This window comes from Chromobacterium violaceum ATCC 12472 (assembly GCF_000007705.1).
GTDB lineage: Bacteria > Pseudomonadota > Gammaproteobacteria > Burkholderiales > Chromobacteriaceae > Chromobacterium > Chromobacterium violaceum.
Map to the genome: position 1 here is coordinate 3551844 of NC_005085.1, position 17696 is coordinate 3569539.

Below are 17696 nucleotides of genomic sequence, written 5' to 3' on the forward strand. Positions count from 1 at the left end.
CTGACTGGACGGCGCTTTCAGACCGTCTCAGCCGTCCTCGCCGTAAAAGCTGTCCAGCGAGCACATTCCCAGCGTTTCCTGCCCGCGGTAAAAATCCGCGACCTGATCCATCGCGCGGCGCTCCAACTCCATCATGTAGGCCAGGCTGCCCAGCGCGCGCCGCTGCGCGCTCGCGCCCAGCAGCGAAATCTCGCGGAAGAACAACTGCGGCAACGCCGCGCATCCGCCCTCCTGGCAGCCTTCGTCCCGGGGCGGAGAAGGCCGATAGACCGCGCGTTCCTCCGCCGCGCCATCCTGGCCCATATCCTCCAGTCCCTTCATGCCCAGTCCGCACTCGAAGGCCATCAGCGCGGCCAGATAGCCGATGGGATCATGCCGACCCAGCACGGTAAAGGCGTCGACATAGGCCTGGAACAACGGCAGCGGCAGCGCCTGGTCCAGCCAGGCCGACGGCACGCCCAGCGCTTCGCACACCGATCTCCCATACACCTCGCGCGCCAGCTCGTCCTGGAAATAACGATGGACATGCTGCTTCAAGGGCAGCCTCATCCTGCGGGTCATCAGGGGCGCGATGATCTCGGCGAAACGCCGGGAGACGTGGTACTGCTCGATGAACAAGCCCTGAACCAGCGCGCCGGCCTCCGCGCCGCCAGCCTGCGCCAGCTTGGAGAAGCGGTCTTCTCCCAGGGCCTCGAGACCGGATGCCAGGCATTGCCGCGCCCGGCGCATGAAATTGACGCCGCTGTCCGCCGCCGTCGGCGACGTCCAGCCCGGCAAACGCCGCCGCGCCGCCAAGCGCGGCGCCTGCAGCACCAGATCCACCAGGCACAACAGATACGACTCCTCCTGCACCGGGCAATAAAAACCCAGCACGTCCGGCCGCGCCACCCGGCCCGGTCCGCGCTCGCGGTCGACGCACCCGGACGCCTCGATGAAGCCCGTCAACACTCTCCGCCACAACGGAATCAGTTGCGGCAGATTGTCTTCCAGGTACAGTTTTTGCAGGTAGAACGTCTGCAGCGCGAAATTGTCGCTCCACTCCGGCGAAGCGACATCCTCGAGGAGAAACGCGCCTGGCGCGGGAGGCGGCTCGTCTAGCAGATGCAGCATCACCCGCGCGATGGGAATGTGCAGCCCGCCGCCCTCCCGGGAGCCCGCCAGCAGACGCTCGACGCAGCGGCGGATCAGCGATTCCTGCTCCAGGCGGCGCATTTCCAGCACGGAGCGGCCTGGAGGCGCGTCCCTGATCAGCGACAGCGCATCCAGTTGCCGCGCCAGCGACAGCTGCCAGGGCTGGGCCGAACCGGAATGGATGTCGAACCAGATTTCCGCGCCCGGGTTGGCCATCGCCAACACGCTGTCCAGCACCCGCCCTCCCTCGATTCCCGTGAAAGCGAGCTTGTATTCGTTGGCTTCGGCGGCCAGCACCACGGTCTGTCCATCATCGTCCAGCCTGGCGCTGAACGGCACCAACTGCGGCGCGTGGTATTGATTGATGCGTCTGACTTCCATTTCGGCCTCCTGCCGCGGCTGGCGCGGGCGCGAACTTCCTGCGCGGAATCTCCGGGAGCGGCCCGCTCCGGCTCGGCCCGAAACGCCTGGGCCGCGGACTGGCGATCCGATCCTGGCGAACCCGCGGGCCGATAAGGCGGACTTTCATCTTATGCCGGAATCGTCCTGACCCGGCATGTTTGGAACTGACATAAATACCTGTTTTTGATCATTTTTTCAGAACAAGAAAACTTGCGCCGATGATGGCCGCCGGGCCGCGGAAACCGCTCCAGCCCGCGCCACGCTTGACATGGCTCCGCCCCCGGCTATAACCAGCACATGTCGGATATTCCATACTGCAAGTATGGTTAAGCAATTCTACTTACCTGACATGATCCGCCGCCACAGGCGGACGACAATATCGCGGTATCGGGTCGGCAGCACGCCAGGCAACACGCAGTCATCCTGACCATGTCTTGGAGAGCCAAACCATGAACCTGAGCCAATTCCAACGCGCTTCGGCCCCGCTATCGCAAAGCCTTGACCATCTCGGCCCGCTGGCCGAGCTCTCCGGCCACTGGACCGGCCACGGCTACAATATGATCGCCGTGCCCGACCATCAGAACGGGCAGATCTTCCGCCTGATCGTCAACGCCACCACCGAGACCATAGACTTCAACCCGATAGGCGGCCCGGTGCCCAACCGCGGCTCCAAGCAGAACGACATCTTTCTCTACGGCCTCACCTACCTGCAGCAGGTCAGCGACGCCGCCACCGGCGAAGGCATACACATCGAGCCCGGCATCTGGCTGAACGTGCCGGCCACCGCCGCGCCGCAGGACCCGCCCACCATCGTGCGCCAGGCCACCATCCCGCACGGCGACTCGCTGCTGGCCCAGGGTCAGGCGTCCGCCGAGGCGCGCGCGCCCAATATCGCGCCGGTCAGCACCATGCCCACCCGGGTCGACGGCAAACCGTTGCCCCTTGGTTATACCGATCCCTATCTGAACGGCAAGTTCCCGCCCGGATTCGACATGCAGAATCCCAACCAGGCCCTGGTGGACGTGCTGAAATATCAGCAACAGCAGCTGGAGCTCAAGGTGGTGAGCACCACCAATCTGCCGGTCAGCACCCAGGATTCCGGCGGCATCGCCAACATCCCCTTCATCGTCCAGAACGCGGACGCCACCGAAATGAACGCCATCTTCTGGATCGAGACGCTGCAGCGTCCGGACGGCAGCCAGTTCCTGCAGCTGCAATACACCCAGACCGTGCTGCTGGTGTTCGACGAAATCATCTGGCCGCACGTGTCGGTGGCCACGCTGATCAAGCGCTGAGCGCGCCTCGCCGTCTGCCTACCCGACGATACGCGGAGGAAACATGAGCATCGACTCGAGCAAACCCTTCGGCATGCTGTTCGACCGCATCTACGGCCAGCGCGCCGCCGAAGACCTGGCGGATGCCCGCAAGCCGCTGCAGGACGCGGCCCAGCTGGCCATCCAGGTGGAGATGACCACCATCCCGCCCTATCTGACCGCGCTGTATTCGATCAGCGACCCCAACTGCGAGGCCTACCAGTTGCTGCGCAGCGTGATGATGGAAGAGATGTTCCACATCAACCAGGCCGCCAATCTGCTGGTGGCCATCGGCGGCCGGCCCCGGCTGACCGGCAGCGCCGCGCCGGTCTATCCCTGTTACCTGCCCCACGCCAACACCAGCACCACGCCCTTCATCGGCCTGTGCCGGGCGTCGGTGGAAGTGTTCAACGACACCTTCACCGCGATCGAGACTCCGGCGCCGCCGCACGCGCCGCCGCGCGGCGACAACTACAGCTACATCGCGCAGCTGTACGACGCGCTGCTGGACGGCCTGGCGGCCTACCCGGACCAGGCGGCGCTGTTCCAGCCGAACCCCGACGCCTGTCAGCGGCTGGACATCTACCTGGGCAAATTCGGCGGCAAGCCGGTGCGGGTCACCGACCTGGCCAGCGCCCGGCTGGGCGTCCAGCAGATCGTGCAGCAGGGCGAAGGCAGCGTGCCGGAGTCGCAGTCGATGATTCCGATCGAGCCGTGGGCCACCTACAACACCTACGGCGAGCGGACCGACGGCACCTACGGCCCCATCATCGGCTCGCCGTACGAGATGTCGCACTTCAAGAAATTCCGCACCGTGTCGCTGGACAAGGCGGCCTTCCCGCCCACCTACCCCATCGTGTCCAACCCCAAGCGCAGCGATTTCACCAATCCGCTGGCCATCCAGCTGGCCGAGCTGTTCGATATCGCCTACAGCCTGATGCTGGACTCGATGGAGCGCAGCTTCGTCGCCGGCCAGGCCAGAGACAGCTTCTTCACCCAGGGCCTGCCGCTGATGCACCAGGCGCTGCCCAACCTGGCCCGCAAACTGATGCAGACGCCGCTGCACAAGGACACCAACGGCGACGTCGGCCCCAACGGCGCGCCCACCTACCTGTACCAGCCCGGCAGCAGGCTGGCCGATCTGGCAGCGCGGCTGCCCGCCGCCGTCCAGGTGGCCAGGCAGCAGATAGACGACCCGGCGGAACGCGGCGAGATGGTGGACGCGCTGGAGAGCGTGCGCGACAACGTCGGCCGCCTGGCGGCCGCCCATCAGACCGCACAAGCATGAATCGGGAGCCATCATGATCGAATACCGGATCTACCCCGCCATCGGCATCGCCCGCGTCGGCAACGCGCCGGAGAAGTTCTACATCGAGCCGGACCGCTACTGCGGCCTGCCCATCATGCCGGACGGCAAACCGTTCACCCAGCAGGACTTCCGCGACGCCGAAGGCCGGCTGTGCCGGCAAGCCGCGCGCTTCAAGGTGTACAAGGTGGAAAACGGCGTCAGCGAGGAGGTGACGCTGAACACCGACGGCGTCCACGCGATACGCTGGACCGCGCACCTGGCCAACAAGAAGCCCAGCTGGTACACCTTCGTGCCGGCAGAGGGAGAAGGCGGCTACGCGCCCAACCACCCGCTGCGCAATCCGCAGGCCGAGGATCGCCACGCGCTGCTGATCGACGCCGGGCCGCGCCAGATATCCGGCCGCAGCCAGCAGGGACAGCAGTTCAGCCGCGGCACCGTGCCGCCGGGCTACGAGGGCGCCCACTTCCCGCCCAGTCCGCTCTATCCGATGAACGACTCCATCGACACCCTGGGCGAGCTGCGCACCGACCAGGACGGCCGGCTGCTGGTGCTGGGGGGCTACGGCATATCCGGCTCCGCCGATCCGGACGCGACCATCACCGACTACGCCAACAACGACGGCTGGTGGGACGACACCTCCGACGGACCGGTCAGCGCGGTGATCGAGTTCTCCGACGGCAGCCGGATCGAGGCGCTGCCGGCCCACGTGCTGGTGGCGCCGCCCAAGTACGCGCCGGAAGTGCCCAACCTGATCACCCTGTACGACACCATCTTCGACGCGCTGGTGCGCAGCGGCCACTACCCGGCCATTTACGAAAACGGCTTCTGGAAGTCCGGCAAGGATGGTTTCCAGCCCAATTTCCACACCGAAATCCGCCCGCTGCTGGAGCGCGCGACCTATATGCCCTGGGTGGCCGCCATCCCCCCCAAGCCGCACCACTTCGACTTCGGCAAGCTGGGCGCCACCGGGCCCGACGGTCTGGGCGCGCCGGAGCTCCAGGGCTTCCGCCAGTACATCCTGGATTTCATCCGCCCGCCCTACCAGGAGAACGACATCCTCACCGCCAGCGGCGCGACGATGATGCCGTACCTGGCCGGCGACAATTGCCTGGTGCTCAGCACCGCCACCAGCAAGTACATGCGCCTCACCGACACCCAGTACTTCATGCTGCAGCAGTGGGTGGCCGGCTGCTTCGTCAACCGGCCGGAGGACGGCGACGCGGCCGAGAACCTGACCCGGGCGGCGCTGGACAACTGCGTCGGCGGACCGTTCTCGCCCGGCATCGAGATGACCTGGATCTCGCGCAATCCGGCCATCTACGGCCAGCCCTTCCGCATCCGCAACCACTTCGTGCCCGAAGGCCCGCTGAGCCTGGATTTCGATCTGAAGCGCGGCATGGAGCCCGGCGACGTCACCCGCTACATGGCCATCCCCTGGCAAGCCGACTTCAACGAGTGCTCGTCGCAGCCGCTGGACGGCAGGCGGCTATGGTGGTGGCCGGCGCAACGGCCGGAATTCGTCTACCTGGAGCCGCAACCGCAGCCGCGGACGCTGGCGGCCTCGCCCCCGCCGCCGCCCGACCAGGAAACCGGCAAGCAGGTGCCGTGGCTGGGCACCGACTACGACCAGTTGGCCGGCGACTTCATCCAGTTCGCCGACGACATCGACATGGTCAAGTACTGGGCCGGCCTGGGTTTCGTGATGGAAAAGCAGGTGGAGGGCGAACGCCGCTTCGTCGAGGTGGCGCGCGAACTGCCCCGGCCCTTCGATCCCGCCCATCCGCCGCGGCCGGAACCGCGCAATGAGCGTTAGCCGCTACCCGGTGGCGATAGCCGGCGCCGGCCCGGCCGGCAGCGCCCTCGCGCTGGCGCTGCAGGCGCAGGGCGTGGAGGCGCTGCTGCTGGACCGCCCGCTGGCCCAGCCTTTCCGCATCGGCGAATCGGCGACGCCGGATGTCGCCGGCCTGCTCGAGCGCCTGGGCGCCGGCCATGCGCTGGACGGCCAGCCGGGCTACCACGGCAACCTCTCGCTGTGGGGGAGCGAGTCGCCGCGGCTGGACCACTTCCTGTACCGCGGCCGCGGCCACGGCTGGCATCTGGATCGCGCCGGCTTCGACCATGCGTTGCGGCAGGAGGCGATGGCGCGCGGCGTGGCCGTGTTGGGCGAATCCGGCGTCGATGCCATCGCGCCGGCCGCTGGCGGCTGGCGGCTGCGAGTGCGCGGCCTCGGCGAAGTGGAGGCGCGGGTGGTGGTGGATGCCGGCGGCAGGCGCTCGCCGCTGGCCGCCAGGCTGGGCATTTCCCGATGCAGGCTGGACCGGCTGCAGGCGCTGGCGTGCCGCGTCGACGGCCCCGGACAACTGAGCGGCTACTCGCTGGTGGAGTCCGCGCCCTACGGCTGGTGGTATGCCGCGGCGCTGCCGGACGGCCGCGCGCTGGCCACGCTGATGACGGACCAGGACCTGGCCCGGGAACTGGGGCTGGAACATCCCGCCAATTTCCTGGCTGCCTGGCGCGCCACCCGGCTGCTGTCGGAGAGGCTGCCGCCGCCGCAGCGGATCGACGCCGCGCACGCCTTCGCCGCGCACAGCGGCTGCGTCGCCCGCGCCGCCGGCCCCGGCTGGATCTGCGTCGGCGACGCGCTGATGGGCCTGGACCCGCTGACCTCGTCCGGCATCGCCTGCGCGCTCGGCGACGCGCTGGCCGCCGCGCCGGCCATCGTCGCGATGCTGGACGGCGAGCTGGCGCCGGCTCGCGCCTACGCCAAGCGCGCCGACGACTGCTTCCGCCGCTATCTGGCGGAGCGGCGGCGGCATTACCGGCAGGAAAACCGCTGGCCGGAGCAGCCGTTCTGGCAGCGCCGCGCCTTCTCGCCCGCGGCGCTGGCCGTTCCCGCCTGATCCTCGTCCGGCGACGACAATGGGGCTGCCCGAAAGCAGCCCCGTTTTTCTGCCCGATCCAGGCCCTAGCGCTTGGCGGCGAAGACGGCGTCGGGAATCTCGGCCTCGCTGACGTTGGGGAAATCGCGCAGCGACGCGCGCGACGCCTCGTCCCCGGTCACCATCCTCAGCGGCGTACCGCTGGCGGCGTCCAGGTACAACGTGGACGGCCCCTTGCCCGGACGCTGGTAGCGCCAGCCGTCGGCTTCCCTGCCCAGCACCACGCGGCGGCCGATATGGCGGGCGCCCAGCCGGCGCAGCACGTCGCGCGGCAGGAACAGCTCGGCGAACGGGCCGGTCTCGTCGTCCAGCGGCCGCTCGCACAGCTGCTCGCCCAGGGCGGTCCGCTCGCGGCCATAGGCCACCTTCTGCTTCCAGGTGCGGCCGCTGGCGGCGTTGCCGACCTCGGACATCCACAGCCGGTAGCCGGTGTCGCGCTCCGACCAGGGATTGAACAGGCCGTCTATCCGACAGATGTCGCGCTCGTAGTCGAACCAGCAGTAGCCGGACGTCAGCTGGTCATCCGGCAGCATCGGACTCCAGTACGACACATAGGCGCTGCTCCAGCGCGCCGGCAGCAGCGGCGGTTCCCGGTTTTCCATGCGGCCTCCTCAGCGTTGCAGCGCGTAGCGCAGGTTCTGCGCCAGCGCTTCCGGCATCGGCGGCAGCGACTTGCGGCGCGCGTCGAAGCTCTGCACGAACTCGGCGCTGGACAGGTGCATGCGCTCCTCCACCGTCTCGAACCAGACCCGGCTGTTGTCGGCATGGCCGCGGAACAGCTGGACCAGCGGCAGCGCGCGCTCCTCGAAGCGCTTCAGCGCGGCCGGCACGCCGTCCTCGGTGCACAGCGCCTTCACCAGCAGCTGCGCCACCACCACCGCCATCGTGGTGCCGTGGCCGATGGAGAAGTGGCCGGACTGCAGCGCGTCGCCCAGCAGCACCAGCTTGCCGTCGTGGCAGCGGTCGTGGCTCAGGGTCATGAAGTTGCGCCAGCCGAGGCCGGGCTGGCTCACCAGGCCGTGGCCGCCCAGCTCGGCCTGGAACACCTTGGCGACGTATTCGGCCGACGCCTCTTCCGACATCTCGCCCAGGCGGGCGCGGGCATAGGTCTCCTCGCTGCACTCGACGATGAAGGTGCTCATCGTGTCCGAGTACTTGTAGGCGTGGGCGATGAAAATGTCCTTGCCGTGGGTGCGGAACACCAGGTTCATCTGGTCGAACAGCTGGCTGGTGCCGTACCAGATGTACTTGTTGCGGCCGTAGTCCACCTGCGGCACCAGCGCCTCGGTGAAGTGGGCGGTCTTGTGATTGACGCCGTTGGCCAGCACCACCAGGTCGTAGTCGGCCAGCGGCAGCTCGCCATGCTCCAGCAGCGGCGATTCGAAGCGGATGGCGATGCCCTGCGAGCGGCACTTGTCGCGCAAGGCGTGCACCAGGCCGCGGCGCTCCACGCCGCACAGCAGCACGCCGGTGCTCATCAGGCTGGGCTCGTTGTGGTGGACCAGCTTGAAGTCTTCCAGGAACTGCGGATTCAGCCTCTCCGGCGCGTCCAGGTAGGACAGCGGATTGGCCGGATGCTGGCCGGGCCGGCCGGGCAGCACCACGCCCCAGCCCAGCACTTCCTGCTCGTCGTTCTTTTCGACGATGTCTATCGCCCACAGCGGACGCGCCTGTTTCAGTTGGCTGGCGAACACCAGGCCGGCCGGCCCCGCGCCGATGACCAGAATCTTCATCAGTTGACCCTCCCTATCTTGTACCAAACGTTCTGTTTTCTCTGGATCTGCTGCAGTCTGTCGTACGGCTCGGACGTGAAGTACAGCTTCTCCGCCATGTCCGGCGGGTAAAGGCCGGGAAACTTGCTATGCATGTAGCGGGTGTAGCGGGCCCGCATGAAGAAGATGGGATTGGAGCAGCTGAGCACGTCGTAGTTGGCGCGCGCCATGTCCTGCATCGCGTCGGCCTGCACCTTGCGCAGCTCGGTGAACTCGGGAAAGGCCTTGTCCTGGTCGCCCTGGTGGCGGTCCAGCAGCTCGACGAAGGTGCGCGCGTCCTCCAGCGCCATGTTCATGCCCTGGCCGAGGAAAGGCGCGGTGGCGTGGGCGGCGTCGCCCAGCAGCAGCACATTGCCCTTGTAGTGGAAGGTGCTGGAACGGACGTTGATCAGGTCGTTGCTGGGCTTGGCCAGGAACTGGCGCAGCATCTCGTCGCGCGCGTCCCGCGGCAGGCCGCCGAAGTAACGGTCGAAAAAGGCGCGCATCGTCGGCTCGTCGGTGGTGGTCAGGCTGGGGCTGCCGCTGTACGGCAGGCAGACCGCGATGCTGACGCTGCCGTCCGGGATGGTGGCGGCGCGGCCGGCGAACAGGCCGCCGGAGTCCATGCCGAAGAAATACAGCGTGTCCTTGCGGTAGCCCAGCGCCTGCGCGTCCGGCAGCACCAGCGTCTTGTAGCCGTGGCGGAAGAAAGTCTGCTGGAATTCGAAGCGGCGCAACCCGCTCTGCATCGCCTGCCGCACCGCCGAGTGCGCGCCGTCGGCGCCGATGATCATATCGCCCTGCAAGCGCTGCGGCTGGCCGTCCTTGCCCTGGATCAGCACCGACTTGCCGTCCAGATCCACGTCCAGGCACTTGTGCTCGAAGTAGTAGCGGACGCCGGCCAGGTTGGCGTACTTGTTCAGCAGCTTCTGAAACGCCGCGCGGTTCAGCGACAGCGGGCGGAAATCCTCCAGCGGCTTGAGCTCCCGCATCCGGTACTGGCCGCCGACGGAAAACGCCATCGCCACGATGGGTTCGCCGCAGGCGTCCAGCTCCGCGCGCGGAATGCCGGCCGCCAGCACCGACTTGATGCCGCGCACGGTCATGCTGACGCCTATCGCCCGCGAGCTGACCACATCCACGTAGGAAGACAGGTCCCGCAGCGGGTCGCCGCGCTTTTCCACCACGTGGACCTCGTAGCCGCGCTTCGCCAGGTAGATGGCGGTCAGCCCGCCGGCGAGCCCGCCTCCGACTATGATTGCTCTTTTCATTTCAGGCCTCTCTAGAAAGCTTTCCACAAGCCAAATCCAGCATCTGCCGGCGGTAGAAATCCAGCAGTTCCATTTGCGCGTCGGGCAGCCAGCCCGGCTCCAGCATCGACGCCTGCTCCAGCAGGCGCTCGCAGCGCCGCGCCAGCATCCGGCAGCCCAGCGCGTAGTCGTCGTAGCTGCGGGTATCCACCGGCCCCGGCAGCGGCGGCCCGGCGGTGCGTCCGGCGATGCCCGACGGCAGGTTCATCAGCGCGCAGGACAGCGGCCTGAGCAGGCCGGTCATCAGGTCGATCGCCGCGTTCATCAGCCGCGAGCGCCTGAGGCTGCCCAGCGGCTTGACCGCGAAGTGCTGCGCCATCATCGCGAACATCAGCTCGTACACGCCCTGGTACAGCGCCATCAGCGCGCGCGCCCGTCCGTCCGCCACGCGCTGGCAGCCCGGCGACTCGTCCAGCACCGGGTTGCGCAGCGCCGGCAACGCCGGCTCGAACGGCGCGGACTGCGCCATGATCCTGGCCGACATCTCCCGCAGCCGCTGGAAATGCGAATGCTCGTAATGCGGCGAGTCCAGCGCCCCGCCCTCGCCCTGGTCGGTGACGAAGGCGATGCCGAACAGCGCGCTGTCGCGATCGAACACCTCCAGCTGGTAGCCGGGATGGGCGCGGTTGGTCAGCTCGTTGAGGAACAAGTGGTGCTCGCCGCCGCGCTTGCCGGCCTCGCCGCCGAACAGGTCGGGCAGATCGAGAAAGGCCTGGCGGATGGCGGCGTAGCAGTCGGCGATGGATTTGCCCGGCGCAGGGATGAAGTGCGGCCATTCCAGCCGGACGAAGCGCGCCAGCGTCGACTCGGAGAACGGCTCCAGCGCGAATTCGGTGTCCAGGCCGAACGCCTGCCGCGCCGCCTCGCCCATCAGCGGCACGCCGGCGTAGAACGGCTCGCCCAGCGCCATCAGCAGGTTGTTGACCACCAGGTAATGGATCATCTCCTCGTGGGCGATCTCCAGCAGCGCGGCGCGGATGCCGCCGTCGCGGCGCCGGTCGCCGCTGCCGCAGGCCAGCTGCAGCTGCTCCGCCGTCCACGCGCCGTCGCGCACCCGCTGCTGGCCCTGGGCGTAATTGGGAATGGAATAGGCGGCGTACAGGTACTGCAGCATCACCGACAACTCCAGATCCACCGCCTTGCGCAGCTCGGCCGCCAGCTGGGCCTTGCTCTCGATGCGCGCCGGCCCGGCCGGCGGCGGCGCCTGCAGCCTGGCCTGGCCCTCGACATGGGCCAGGTATTTGAGGAACAGCCTGGCCTTGGGCGCCGACAGCTCGCGGGTGCTGGGCATGTAGTAGCTCTTGTTCCGGTTCTGCGGATCGCACATCTGCCACATCAGCCTGGCGTAGGTCTCGCACTTGCAGCGGTCGGCCAGGCTGAACACCTTGTCGGACATGAACGGGTAGACCAGCTCGTAATAGGCCATCACGTGCCGGTACAGGAAGGCGTAATCGACCTCCTCCACCGTCGCGTCGTCCAACGCCCAGTCGTCCGGCAGCACCCGCAGCGGGATCGCCTCCGCGCCGTCGTCGAGCACGATGCGCGCCGGGCCGGGCCGCAGGCCGGTCAGCCGCCATTCGGCGGCATCGCCGTCCTGGCGCGACTCCACGCCGACCAGACCCATCCCCTCGATCCGGTGGGGAATGTCCGGGCGCGCGCGGGCCTCGCCGCGGAAATAGCTGCGCAGCGCGATGCTTTCCGGAAAGAAACGGCCGTGGCGGCGGTCCGGCGCTTCCAAATAAAGATTGGAGGCGTCGGACTGCGTGACCCAGTCCTGCTCGCGCCATTCGGCCAGCTCGCTGGACAGCGTCAGCGAGCCCCTGGGCTCGCGCAGCAGCGGCAGGTCGACGATGCCGTGGTTCGTCCAGTAATCCTGGTAAAGCGCCTGCGGCACCCGCGCCAGCAACGCGCCGTCCTCGTCGCGCAGCAGCAGGTCGCCCAACGGCAGCTTGGCCCCGAGATCGGGCGTCAGCCTGTCCGGCGCGGACGGCTGCGCCGCCCGGGTGGAGAACGGAATGGCGCAGGCCAGATTCAGCGCCACGCGGCCGCCGCTTACGCGCAGCGTCAGATCGCCCAGCCCGGGCTGGCGCGGACGCAGCAGCCGGCCGGCCGGGTAGCTGGCCAGTTCGCCGCGCCGCCACAGGCCGACCACGCCGACCATGTCGTGGAACACCGGCGAGTTGGGTTGCGGCGGCGTCGACATATTGAACAGCGCGTACTGCACCGTCAGGCCGAGCACGTCGTCGTCCTCCAGCGCCAGCTGCAGCCTGCGCCAGGCTTCGGAATCGAATGGCCCCGGGTGGAACAGGAAGTGCGGATGGTCTTTGGGCACCGAGAACTGGAACAGCCGCGCCAGGCCGAACTCCTCGTCCAGGAAATGGCCGCCGCGCTCGGCGATGTGGCCGCCGCGCGTCCAGCGCGCGCCGTGGCTGTCGTCGATGTCGGCGGTGAACAGCCAGGGCGTGCCCGGTCCGGCGCCGGCCGGGCTGATCGTGAACTGCCCGGCGTAGATCTGCGCCGCGTCGCGGCGGGTGGGGTCGCTGTCCACCCAGCGCGCGCGGTTGAAGGTGGTGCGCAGGTAATCGTTGTAATGCCCCCACAGCGCCAGCCTGGCGCCGACCAGGCCGTCGCCGCGGTCCGCTTCGCCGCCATCCCACTGCACGTGGCTGACGGTGGCGCTCTCCCAGGAGAAATGGTTGTTGCCGGCCGCGTTGTAGCCCTCGGCCAGGCTGAACGGCCCTTCCGGGTCAGCCCGGCCGTCCAGGCCGAAACGCGGCCCCAGCGACCGCAGGTGGCGGTGGAACTCGGTCGGATGGCGCGCGAGGTCGAACGGTTCGCCTGCCATGGCCACCGTATTGCTGGCCATGTCGATGTGGCCGTGCGGATCGCGGTTGGCGGTGGGCGCGTTGACCCGCGCCCAGCCGCGGAAATGGATGCGTGGAAAATCCAGAATGCTCATGTGTTTCCCGAACGGTCATGGCTGACAAGCGCCGCCCGGAACCGGGCGGCGACGCGATGCGGCGGCCGGACCGTTCACGCGGCGATGCGCTGCAGCAGCAGACGGCTGGCTTCGCGGGCGCTGAGCAGGCCGCCCTCCATCCAGCCGCAGTGCTCGGTGTAGGCGTCCGAACAGGCGATGATGCCGCTGTCGCGGTGGCTGAGCGCGGACGGATGGTCGATATCGCTGTCGCGGCAGAACTCCACGCCATGCGCCCAATACTTGTGCACATGGGCGAGGGGCTGGGGAATGCGCTCGCGAACGATGCCCAGCGCGCTGGCCAGATGGGTGCGGATCTGCTCCAGGTAGCCGTCCTCTCCTTCGGCCACGCAGCCGCGCCAGTAATTGGCCATCTCGCTGTCGGTGTAGAAGAACAGGTACTTGTCGCCCTTGAAGTAGATCTTGCGCAGCGGGTTGTCGACGATCAGCACCTGGTCGTCCAGCTTGTAGTCCAGCCACCATGGCTCGCCGTAGGTGAGGAAACCCTTGAACAGCGGCAGCGAGCCGTAGCGCGCGCCGCTCCACGCCTCGGGGAAGTCGACATTGAGCCCGGCCATCGCCGACGGAGGAATGGCCAGGATCAGATGGCGGGTCCGGTGTTCCAGCTTCCAGCCGTCGTCGCCGGCCAGTTGCAGCAGGTAGCCGTCGCCGTCCGTCCTCACCGACAGCAGCCGGTAACCCAGGCTGAAGCGCGCGCCGGCAGCCTTGACCTTGGCCTTGATGCCCTGGATCAGGCCCGCAAAGCCCGTTTCCGCCGCGAACCACTGGTTGGCGTCGTTATCGGTCACGCTCTGGATTTCCGGGTGCTTGCCGACGATGTCGTAGGCCATCTCGGCCGAGATGTCGGGCAGGAACAGCGCGTCGTAGCCCATGGAGCGGATCATGCCCACCGCGCTGTCATGGCCCTGGTAGCGGCTGACGAACTGGAGAAAGGATTCCTTGCCATGCTCTTTCAGCCTGGGCGACAACTCGTTCATCGCCCGCTTCAGCTTCTGCTGGACATGGCTCTTGAATTTCAGCTGGGTGAACGGATACACCTCGCTCTTCTGGCTGTAATGCTGCATCGCGCTCTGGAAATGCGGGTGCAGCTGCGGGGAGTATCGCCCCGCGCCCAGCTCTATCGACGCCTTGCCATCCAGCATCTTCGAGCGGATGCGGCCGCCCGCCTCCTGCTGCATGTCGAAGATGCGCAGCGACAGGCCGCGGCAAGCGGGCGAGTCGAGCAGATGGCTGGCGCAGGTCAGGCCGCTGATGCCGGCGCCGACAATGCAGATATCGGAAGAATGCTTCATCGCGAATGTCCTTTTGACTAGTCAACTCACGCCCGCCGCGCGGCAACGGCGGACGGGCATGGGCGGCGAAAACCTACGGCACTCGCGCCTTGGAATCGGGATGCTGCCTTTCGTTTCCTCGTCATGCCCGGTCAATCCGGGCACAAAAAATCGTTTGACATTTTATTTTAACAATAAAATGCTTTTGTAATTTCAAGCCACATTAGTTCAACCGGACTCATTCATCAACCATATTGTCTGACAATGTGGCTAATACTGTTCCAAGGGTCAGGGCATGACGTGGAGAATTGGATACAAAAGCCAAGCAATCCCTCAACGGCGTTTGGCGAAACGCAATAGTCCGCGCCAGTCCAGATACTGCGGCGATGCGCCCATCCGCAGCCGGAATCGTTCCCCATCCCCAGACGCCGGCTGCCACAGATACAGCTGGTCGGCATGGCTGCCGCCAACCCAGGCGGTCAGGTAGTAGTCGGCCGCGCGCGCCCAATCCTTGAACGACACCACGTCGCCGTCCTGCAGGCAGCCGTCCGGCCGGCTGTGATTGATCAGGCGCAGCTCGGCGGAACGATTGAGCGGCCCCTGGGCGGTGTAGTACGCGTACTGGTTGCCCCCCACGCCGCCCCACCAGGCCCAGAACCAGCCGGGACGGTCGGCGCGCTCCAGCCTCACGTATTCGCCGGAGCGGATGCAGCCGTTGTCGCGCATGGAAAAGTTGTTGGACAGATTGAAGCGCGCCCGCGCGCCCGCCGCCGCCGCGTCGGTCTTCAGCCAGCCGTCATTGGCGTCGCCGGCCTGGACATAACGGCCGCTGGCCAGGTTCTGCAGGCTGATCTGGCGGTAAGCGCCCGGCTGCGCGCTCAGCGAGCGCGTCGGCGTCGCGGCATCGGCCCAGGCGAAGGCCTGCACCGGGTAGTGGTCGCTGAAATCGGCGTAGGCGTAGGTCTGCTTCGCCACCGCCGACTGCGCCGTCCACTGCGGCGACGGCGCGTCCAGCGCCTGGTTGTGCCAAGCCGCGGGCTGGCGGTGGCCTTTCAGCGTCAGGATGTAGTCCAGGTACTCGGGCGCGTCGCCGCCGCGCGCGCCGTAGCGCTCCAGCGCGATGCCGTTGCCGGCGGTGTCGAAGCTGTGCGGCATGCCGGCGTAACGCGGCTCGCCGGCCTGCAGGATGTCCAGCATCGCCCGGTATTCGGCGCTCTTGTAGCGGTCGATGTTCATGTCGCCGGCGACGATCACCGTCTCCTCTACCGGCAGATGGCGCGACTGCACCCAGGCGGCGATCTCGCGCAGCTGCGCCTGGCGCACGCCGATGTCGGCGTGATTGGCGCAGCCGCTGTCTTCCGACTGCAGATGGGTGCCGATCACATGATAAAACTGGCCGTTCACGGCTATCCTGGCGTAGGCGAAGCCCTTCAGCGCCTGCCCGTCCCAGCTGCAGCCGGGCGTCTGGAACAGGTACTGCCGCTTCTCGACGATGGGCCAGCGGCTGGCGATGGCGACGCCGCCGTCCTCGGGCTTCATGCCATTCCACCCTTCGGTGCCGTCCCAGCCCTGTTGCGCGCGGCCTATCACCGGCGTCTGGTAGGGAAAGCGCGGCTTCAGCAGCGCCAGCAGCTTGTCCGACGCGGCGTTGTCCTGCAGTTCCTGGAACACCAGCACGTCCTGGGCTTGCAGAATCGGCGCGGCGGCCATCAGCTCGACGCGCCGCATCTGGCCGTAATTGGGATACAGCGCCTGCGGCAGCAGCATCGCGTTCCAGGTGGCCAGCTTCAGGTCTTCGGGATCGGCGGCATGAGAGGCGGCGGGCAGCGACAGCGCCGCGCACAGCAGAAAACGCCAGGCTTTCATCGGACATCCTTTGGTGGGTGGAGGAAGCGGCAAAGGCTGGAGCAGTTTTCTTTCAATATGGTTAATTATCAGAAAATTAATATGTCATTTACATTTTCAATACATTAACCCCAGCCCGATCCGCGCGCCAGGAGGACGGCCGCCTCGCGCACCGCCCGACGCGCATGAAAAAAGCCGCCGTCCCAGCGGACGGCGGCTTGCGCGCGGAAAACCCGGCGCGGCTTATTCGTGGATCGCTTCCACCGCGATGTCGATGGTGACCTCGTCGCCGACATACGGCGCGTACTTGCCGGCGTTGAATTCGGTGCGCTTGACCTTGACGCTGGCGTTGGCGCCGATGGCGTCCTTCTTCAGCATCGGGTGCTCTTTGTTGGTGAAGCTGGACAGCGTCAGCGTCACCGGCTTGGTCACGCCCTTGATGGTCAGGTTGCCTTCCACCGCGGTCGGCTTGTCGCCGTCGAACAGCACCTTGGTGGACTTGAAGGTGGCGGTCGGAAACTTGGCGGTGTCGAAGAAATCCGCGCCCTGGATGTGGCCGTTGAACACCGGGTAGCCGGTGTCGACCGACTTCATGTCGATGGTGACGTCGACGGAGCCGGTCTTGGCTTCCTTGTCCAGCACGATCTTGCCGCTGGTCTTGTCGAAGCGGCTCAGCTGGGTGGAGAAGCCCAGGTGGCTGTACGAAAAGCGCGGGAAGGTGTGGGTGCCGTCGATCACGTAGGTCTCCGGCTTGGCGAACGCGGCGCTGCTGAAGCCGGCGACGGCCACGGCGGCCAAGGTCAGGCGGGTCAGTTTGTTCATGGCTTCTTCCTTGGTTTGGTTTCGGCGGCGCTTACTTTGCGCGCGCCAGCAGATGGAACTTGATCTGGATTTCATTGGCCACGGTGCCGAAATCCTTCCAGTCGCCCTCGCCGATCGCGAAATCGGCGCGCTTGATGGTGAACACGCCGTCGAAGGCCGCGGCGTTGCCCTGCGGCGTCATCGTGGCCACGGTGCTGACCGGCTGGGTGCGGCCCTTGATGGTCAGCTTGCCGTCCACCTGGAAGCGGTTGCCGCCCAGGGGTTTGATCGCGCTGGAAACGAAGCGCGCGTTCGGATATTGCTTGGTGTTGAACCAGTCCTTGTCCGCCACCTGCTCGTTGGCTTCGGCGGAACCGGTGTCGATGCTGGCCAGGCTGACGTCCAACTGCGCCTTGGCGGCTGCCGGCTTGGCCGGGTCGAAATTCAGCTGGGCGGAAAACTTCTTGAAGTGGCCCTGCATGCCCACGCCCATCTGCTTGTAGCCGAAGGCGATATTGCTCTTGTCCTGCTGGATAGCAGTGTATTCGACGGCTTGCGCGGCCAGCGGCGCGGCCAGCAGGCCGCCCAGCAACAGCGGCATGGCGATGCGTTTGATATCCATGGTG

Annotated in this window: 13 protein-coding genes; 4 read left to right on the forward strand and 9 right to left on the reverse strand. The window is 67.0% G+C overall.

From position 1 onward, the window contains the following. Positions 1–27: 27 nt before the first annotated feature. Positions 28–1512, reverse strand: coding sequence for a hypothetical protein (locus CV_RS16095; RefSeq protein ID WP_011136812.1), 1485 nt, complete (start codon positions 1510–1512; stop codon positions 28–30). 470 nt (positions 1513–1982) lie between these two features. Here CV_RS16095 and CV_RS16100 point away from each other — a divergent pair, with 470 nt between their 5' ends. Genes CV_RS16100 through CV_RS16115 form a run of 4 tightly spaced genes read left to right on the forward strand, consistent with a single transcriptional unit; the run spans position 1983 to position 7055 of the window. Beyond that, positions 1983–2828 (forward strand): heme-binding protein, encoded by an 846-nt coding sequence (locus CV_RS16100; RefSeq protein ID WP_011136813.1) that lies wholly within the window; start codon positions 1983–1985, stop codon positions 2826–2828. A gap of 43 nt (positions 2829–2871) precedes the next feature. Next, a complete protein-coding gene (locus tag CV_RS16105) occupies positions 2872–4134 on the forward strand; it encodes a ferritin-like domain-containing protein (protein ID WP_011136814.1) in 1263 nt (420 codons plus the stop codon). 13 nt (positions 4135–4147) lie between these two features. After that, on the forward strand, positions 4148–5968 hold the full coding sequence (locus tag CV_RS16110; protein WP_011136815.1) for a LodA/GoxA family CTQ-dependent oxidase: 1821 nt from the start codon (positions 4148–4150) through the stop codon (positions 5966–5968). After that, positions 5958–7055, forward strand: coding sequence for a tryptophan 7-halogenase (locus CV_RS16115; RefSeq protein WP_011136816.1), 1098 nt, complete (start codon positions 5958–5960; stop codon positions 7053–7055). Before CV_RS16110 ends, CV_RS16115 begins: the two co-directional genes overlap by 11 nt. 65 nt (positions 7056–7120) lie before the next feature. On the opposite strand, the gene vioE is transcribed toward CV_RS16115, so the two are convergent. The 8 genes from vioE to CV_RS16155 all read right to left on the reverse strand — a co-directional run bounded on the left by vioE (position 7121) and on the right by CV_RS16155 (position 17692). Next, on the reverse strand, positions 7121–7696 hold the full coding sequence (vioE, locus tag CV_RS16120; protein WP_011136817.1) for a violacein biosynthesis enzyme VioE: 576 nt from the start codon (positions 7694–7696) through the stop codon (positions 7121–7123). Positions 7697–7705: 9 nt separating this feature from the next. Further along, positions 7706–8827: a tryptophan hydroxylase VioD gene (locus CV_RS16125; protein ID WP_011136818.1), complete on the reverse strand. Its 1122-nt coding sequence runs from the start codon at positions 8825–8827 to the stop codon at positions 7706–7708. Beyond that, positions 8827–10116: an FAD-dependent oxidoreductase gene (locus CV_RS16130; protein WP_011136819.1), complete on the reverse strand. Its 1290-nt coding sequence runs from the start codon at positions 10114–10116 to the stop codon at positions 8827–8829. The genes CV_RS16125 and CV_RS16130 overlap by 1 nt, the downstream gene beginning before the upstream one ends. 1 nt (position 10117) lies before the next feature. Beyond that, positions 10118–13114 carry an iminophenyl-pyruvate dimer synthase VioB gene (vioB, locus tag CV_RS16135; RefSeq protein ID WP_011136820.1) on the reverse strand — a complete coding sequence of 999 codons (2997 nt, stop codon included), beginning with the start codon at positions 13112–13114 and terminating at the stop codon, positions 10118–10120. Between the two features lie 74 nt (positions 13115–13188). Further along, positions 13189–14445 (reverse strand): NAD(P)/FAD-dependent oxidoreductase, encoded by a 1257-nt coding sequence (locus CV_RS16140; protein ID WP_011136821.1) that lies wholly within the window; start codon positions 14443–14445, stop codon positions 13189–13191. 312 nt (positions 14446–14757) lie between these two features. After that, complete coding sequence (gene sph / locus CV_RS16145) at positions 14758–16290, reverse strand: sphingomyelin phosphodiesterase (RefSeq protein WP_011136822.1); 1533 nt, start codon at positions 16288–16290, stop codon at positions 14758–14760. Between the two features lie 222 nt (positions 16291–16512). After that, on the reverse strand, positions 16513–17091 hold the full coding sequence (locus tag CV_RS16150) for a YceI family protein (RefSeq protein ID WP_011136823.1): 579 nt from the start codon (positions 17089–17091) through the stop codon (positions 16513–16515). 31 nt (positions 17092–17122) lie between these two features. Further along, complete coding sequence (locus tag CV_RS16155; protein WP_011136824.1) at positions 17123–17692, reverse strand: YceI family protein; 570 nt, start codon at positions 17690–17692, stop codon at positions 17123–17125. Positions 17693–17696 lie beyond the last annotated feature (4 nt).

Bases quoted from the DNA above. Each gene is read 5' to 3' on its own strand.
- CV_RS16140 (WP_011136821.1), bottom strand. From the start codon at position 14,445: ATGAAGCATTCTTCCGATATCTGCATTGTCGGCGCCGGCATCAGCGGC.
- CV_RS16155 (WP_011136824.1), bottom strand. From the start codon at position 17,692: ATGGATATCAAACGCATCGCCATGCCGCTGTTGCTGGGCGGCCTGCTG.
- CV_RS16110 (WP_011136815.1), top strand. From the start codon at position 4,148: ATGATCGAATACCGGATCTACCCCGCCATCGGCATCGCCCGCGTCGGC.
- CV_RS16105 (WP_011136814.1), top strand. From the start codon at position 2,872: ATGAGCATCGACTCGAGCAAACCCTTCGGCATGCTGTTCGACCGCATC.
- CV_RS16100 (WP_011136813.1), top strand. From the start codon at position 1,983: ATGAACCTGAGCCAATTCCAACGCGCTTCGGCCCCGCTATCGCAAAGC.
- vioB (WP_011136820.1), bottom strand. From the start codon at position 13,114: ATGAGCATTCTGGATTTTCCACGCATCCATTTCCGCGGCTGGGCGCGG.
- CV_RS16095 (WP_011136812.1), bottom strand. From the start codon at position 1,512: ATGGAAGTCAGACGCATCAATCAATACCACGCGCCGCAGTTGGTGCCG.
- CV_RS16150 (WP_011136823.1), bottom strand. From the start codon at position 17,091: ATGAACAAACTGACCCGCCTGACCTTGGCCGCCGTGGCCGTCGCCGGC.
- CV_RS16130 (WP_011136819.1), bottom strand. From the start codon at position 10,116: ATGAAAAGAGCAATCATAGTCGGAGGCGGGCTCGCCGGCGGGCTGACC.
- CV_RS16115 (WP_011136816.1), top strand. From the start codon at position 5,958: ATGAGCGTTAGCCGCTACCCGGTGGCGATAGCCGGCGCCGGCCCGGCC.
- vioE (WP_011136817.1), bottom strand. From the start codon at position 7,696: ATGGAAAACCGGGAACCGCCGCTGCTGCCGGCGCGCTGGAGCAGCGCC.
- CV_RS16125 (WP_011136818.1), bottom strand. From the start codon at position 8,827: ATGAAGATTCTGGTCATCGGCGCGGGGCCGGCCGGCCTGGTGTTCGCC.
- sph (WP_011136822.1), bottom strand. From the start codon at position 16,290: ATGAAAGCCTGGCGTTTTCTGCTGTGCGCGGCGCTGTCGCTGCCCGCC.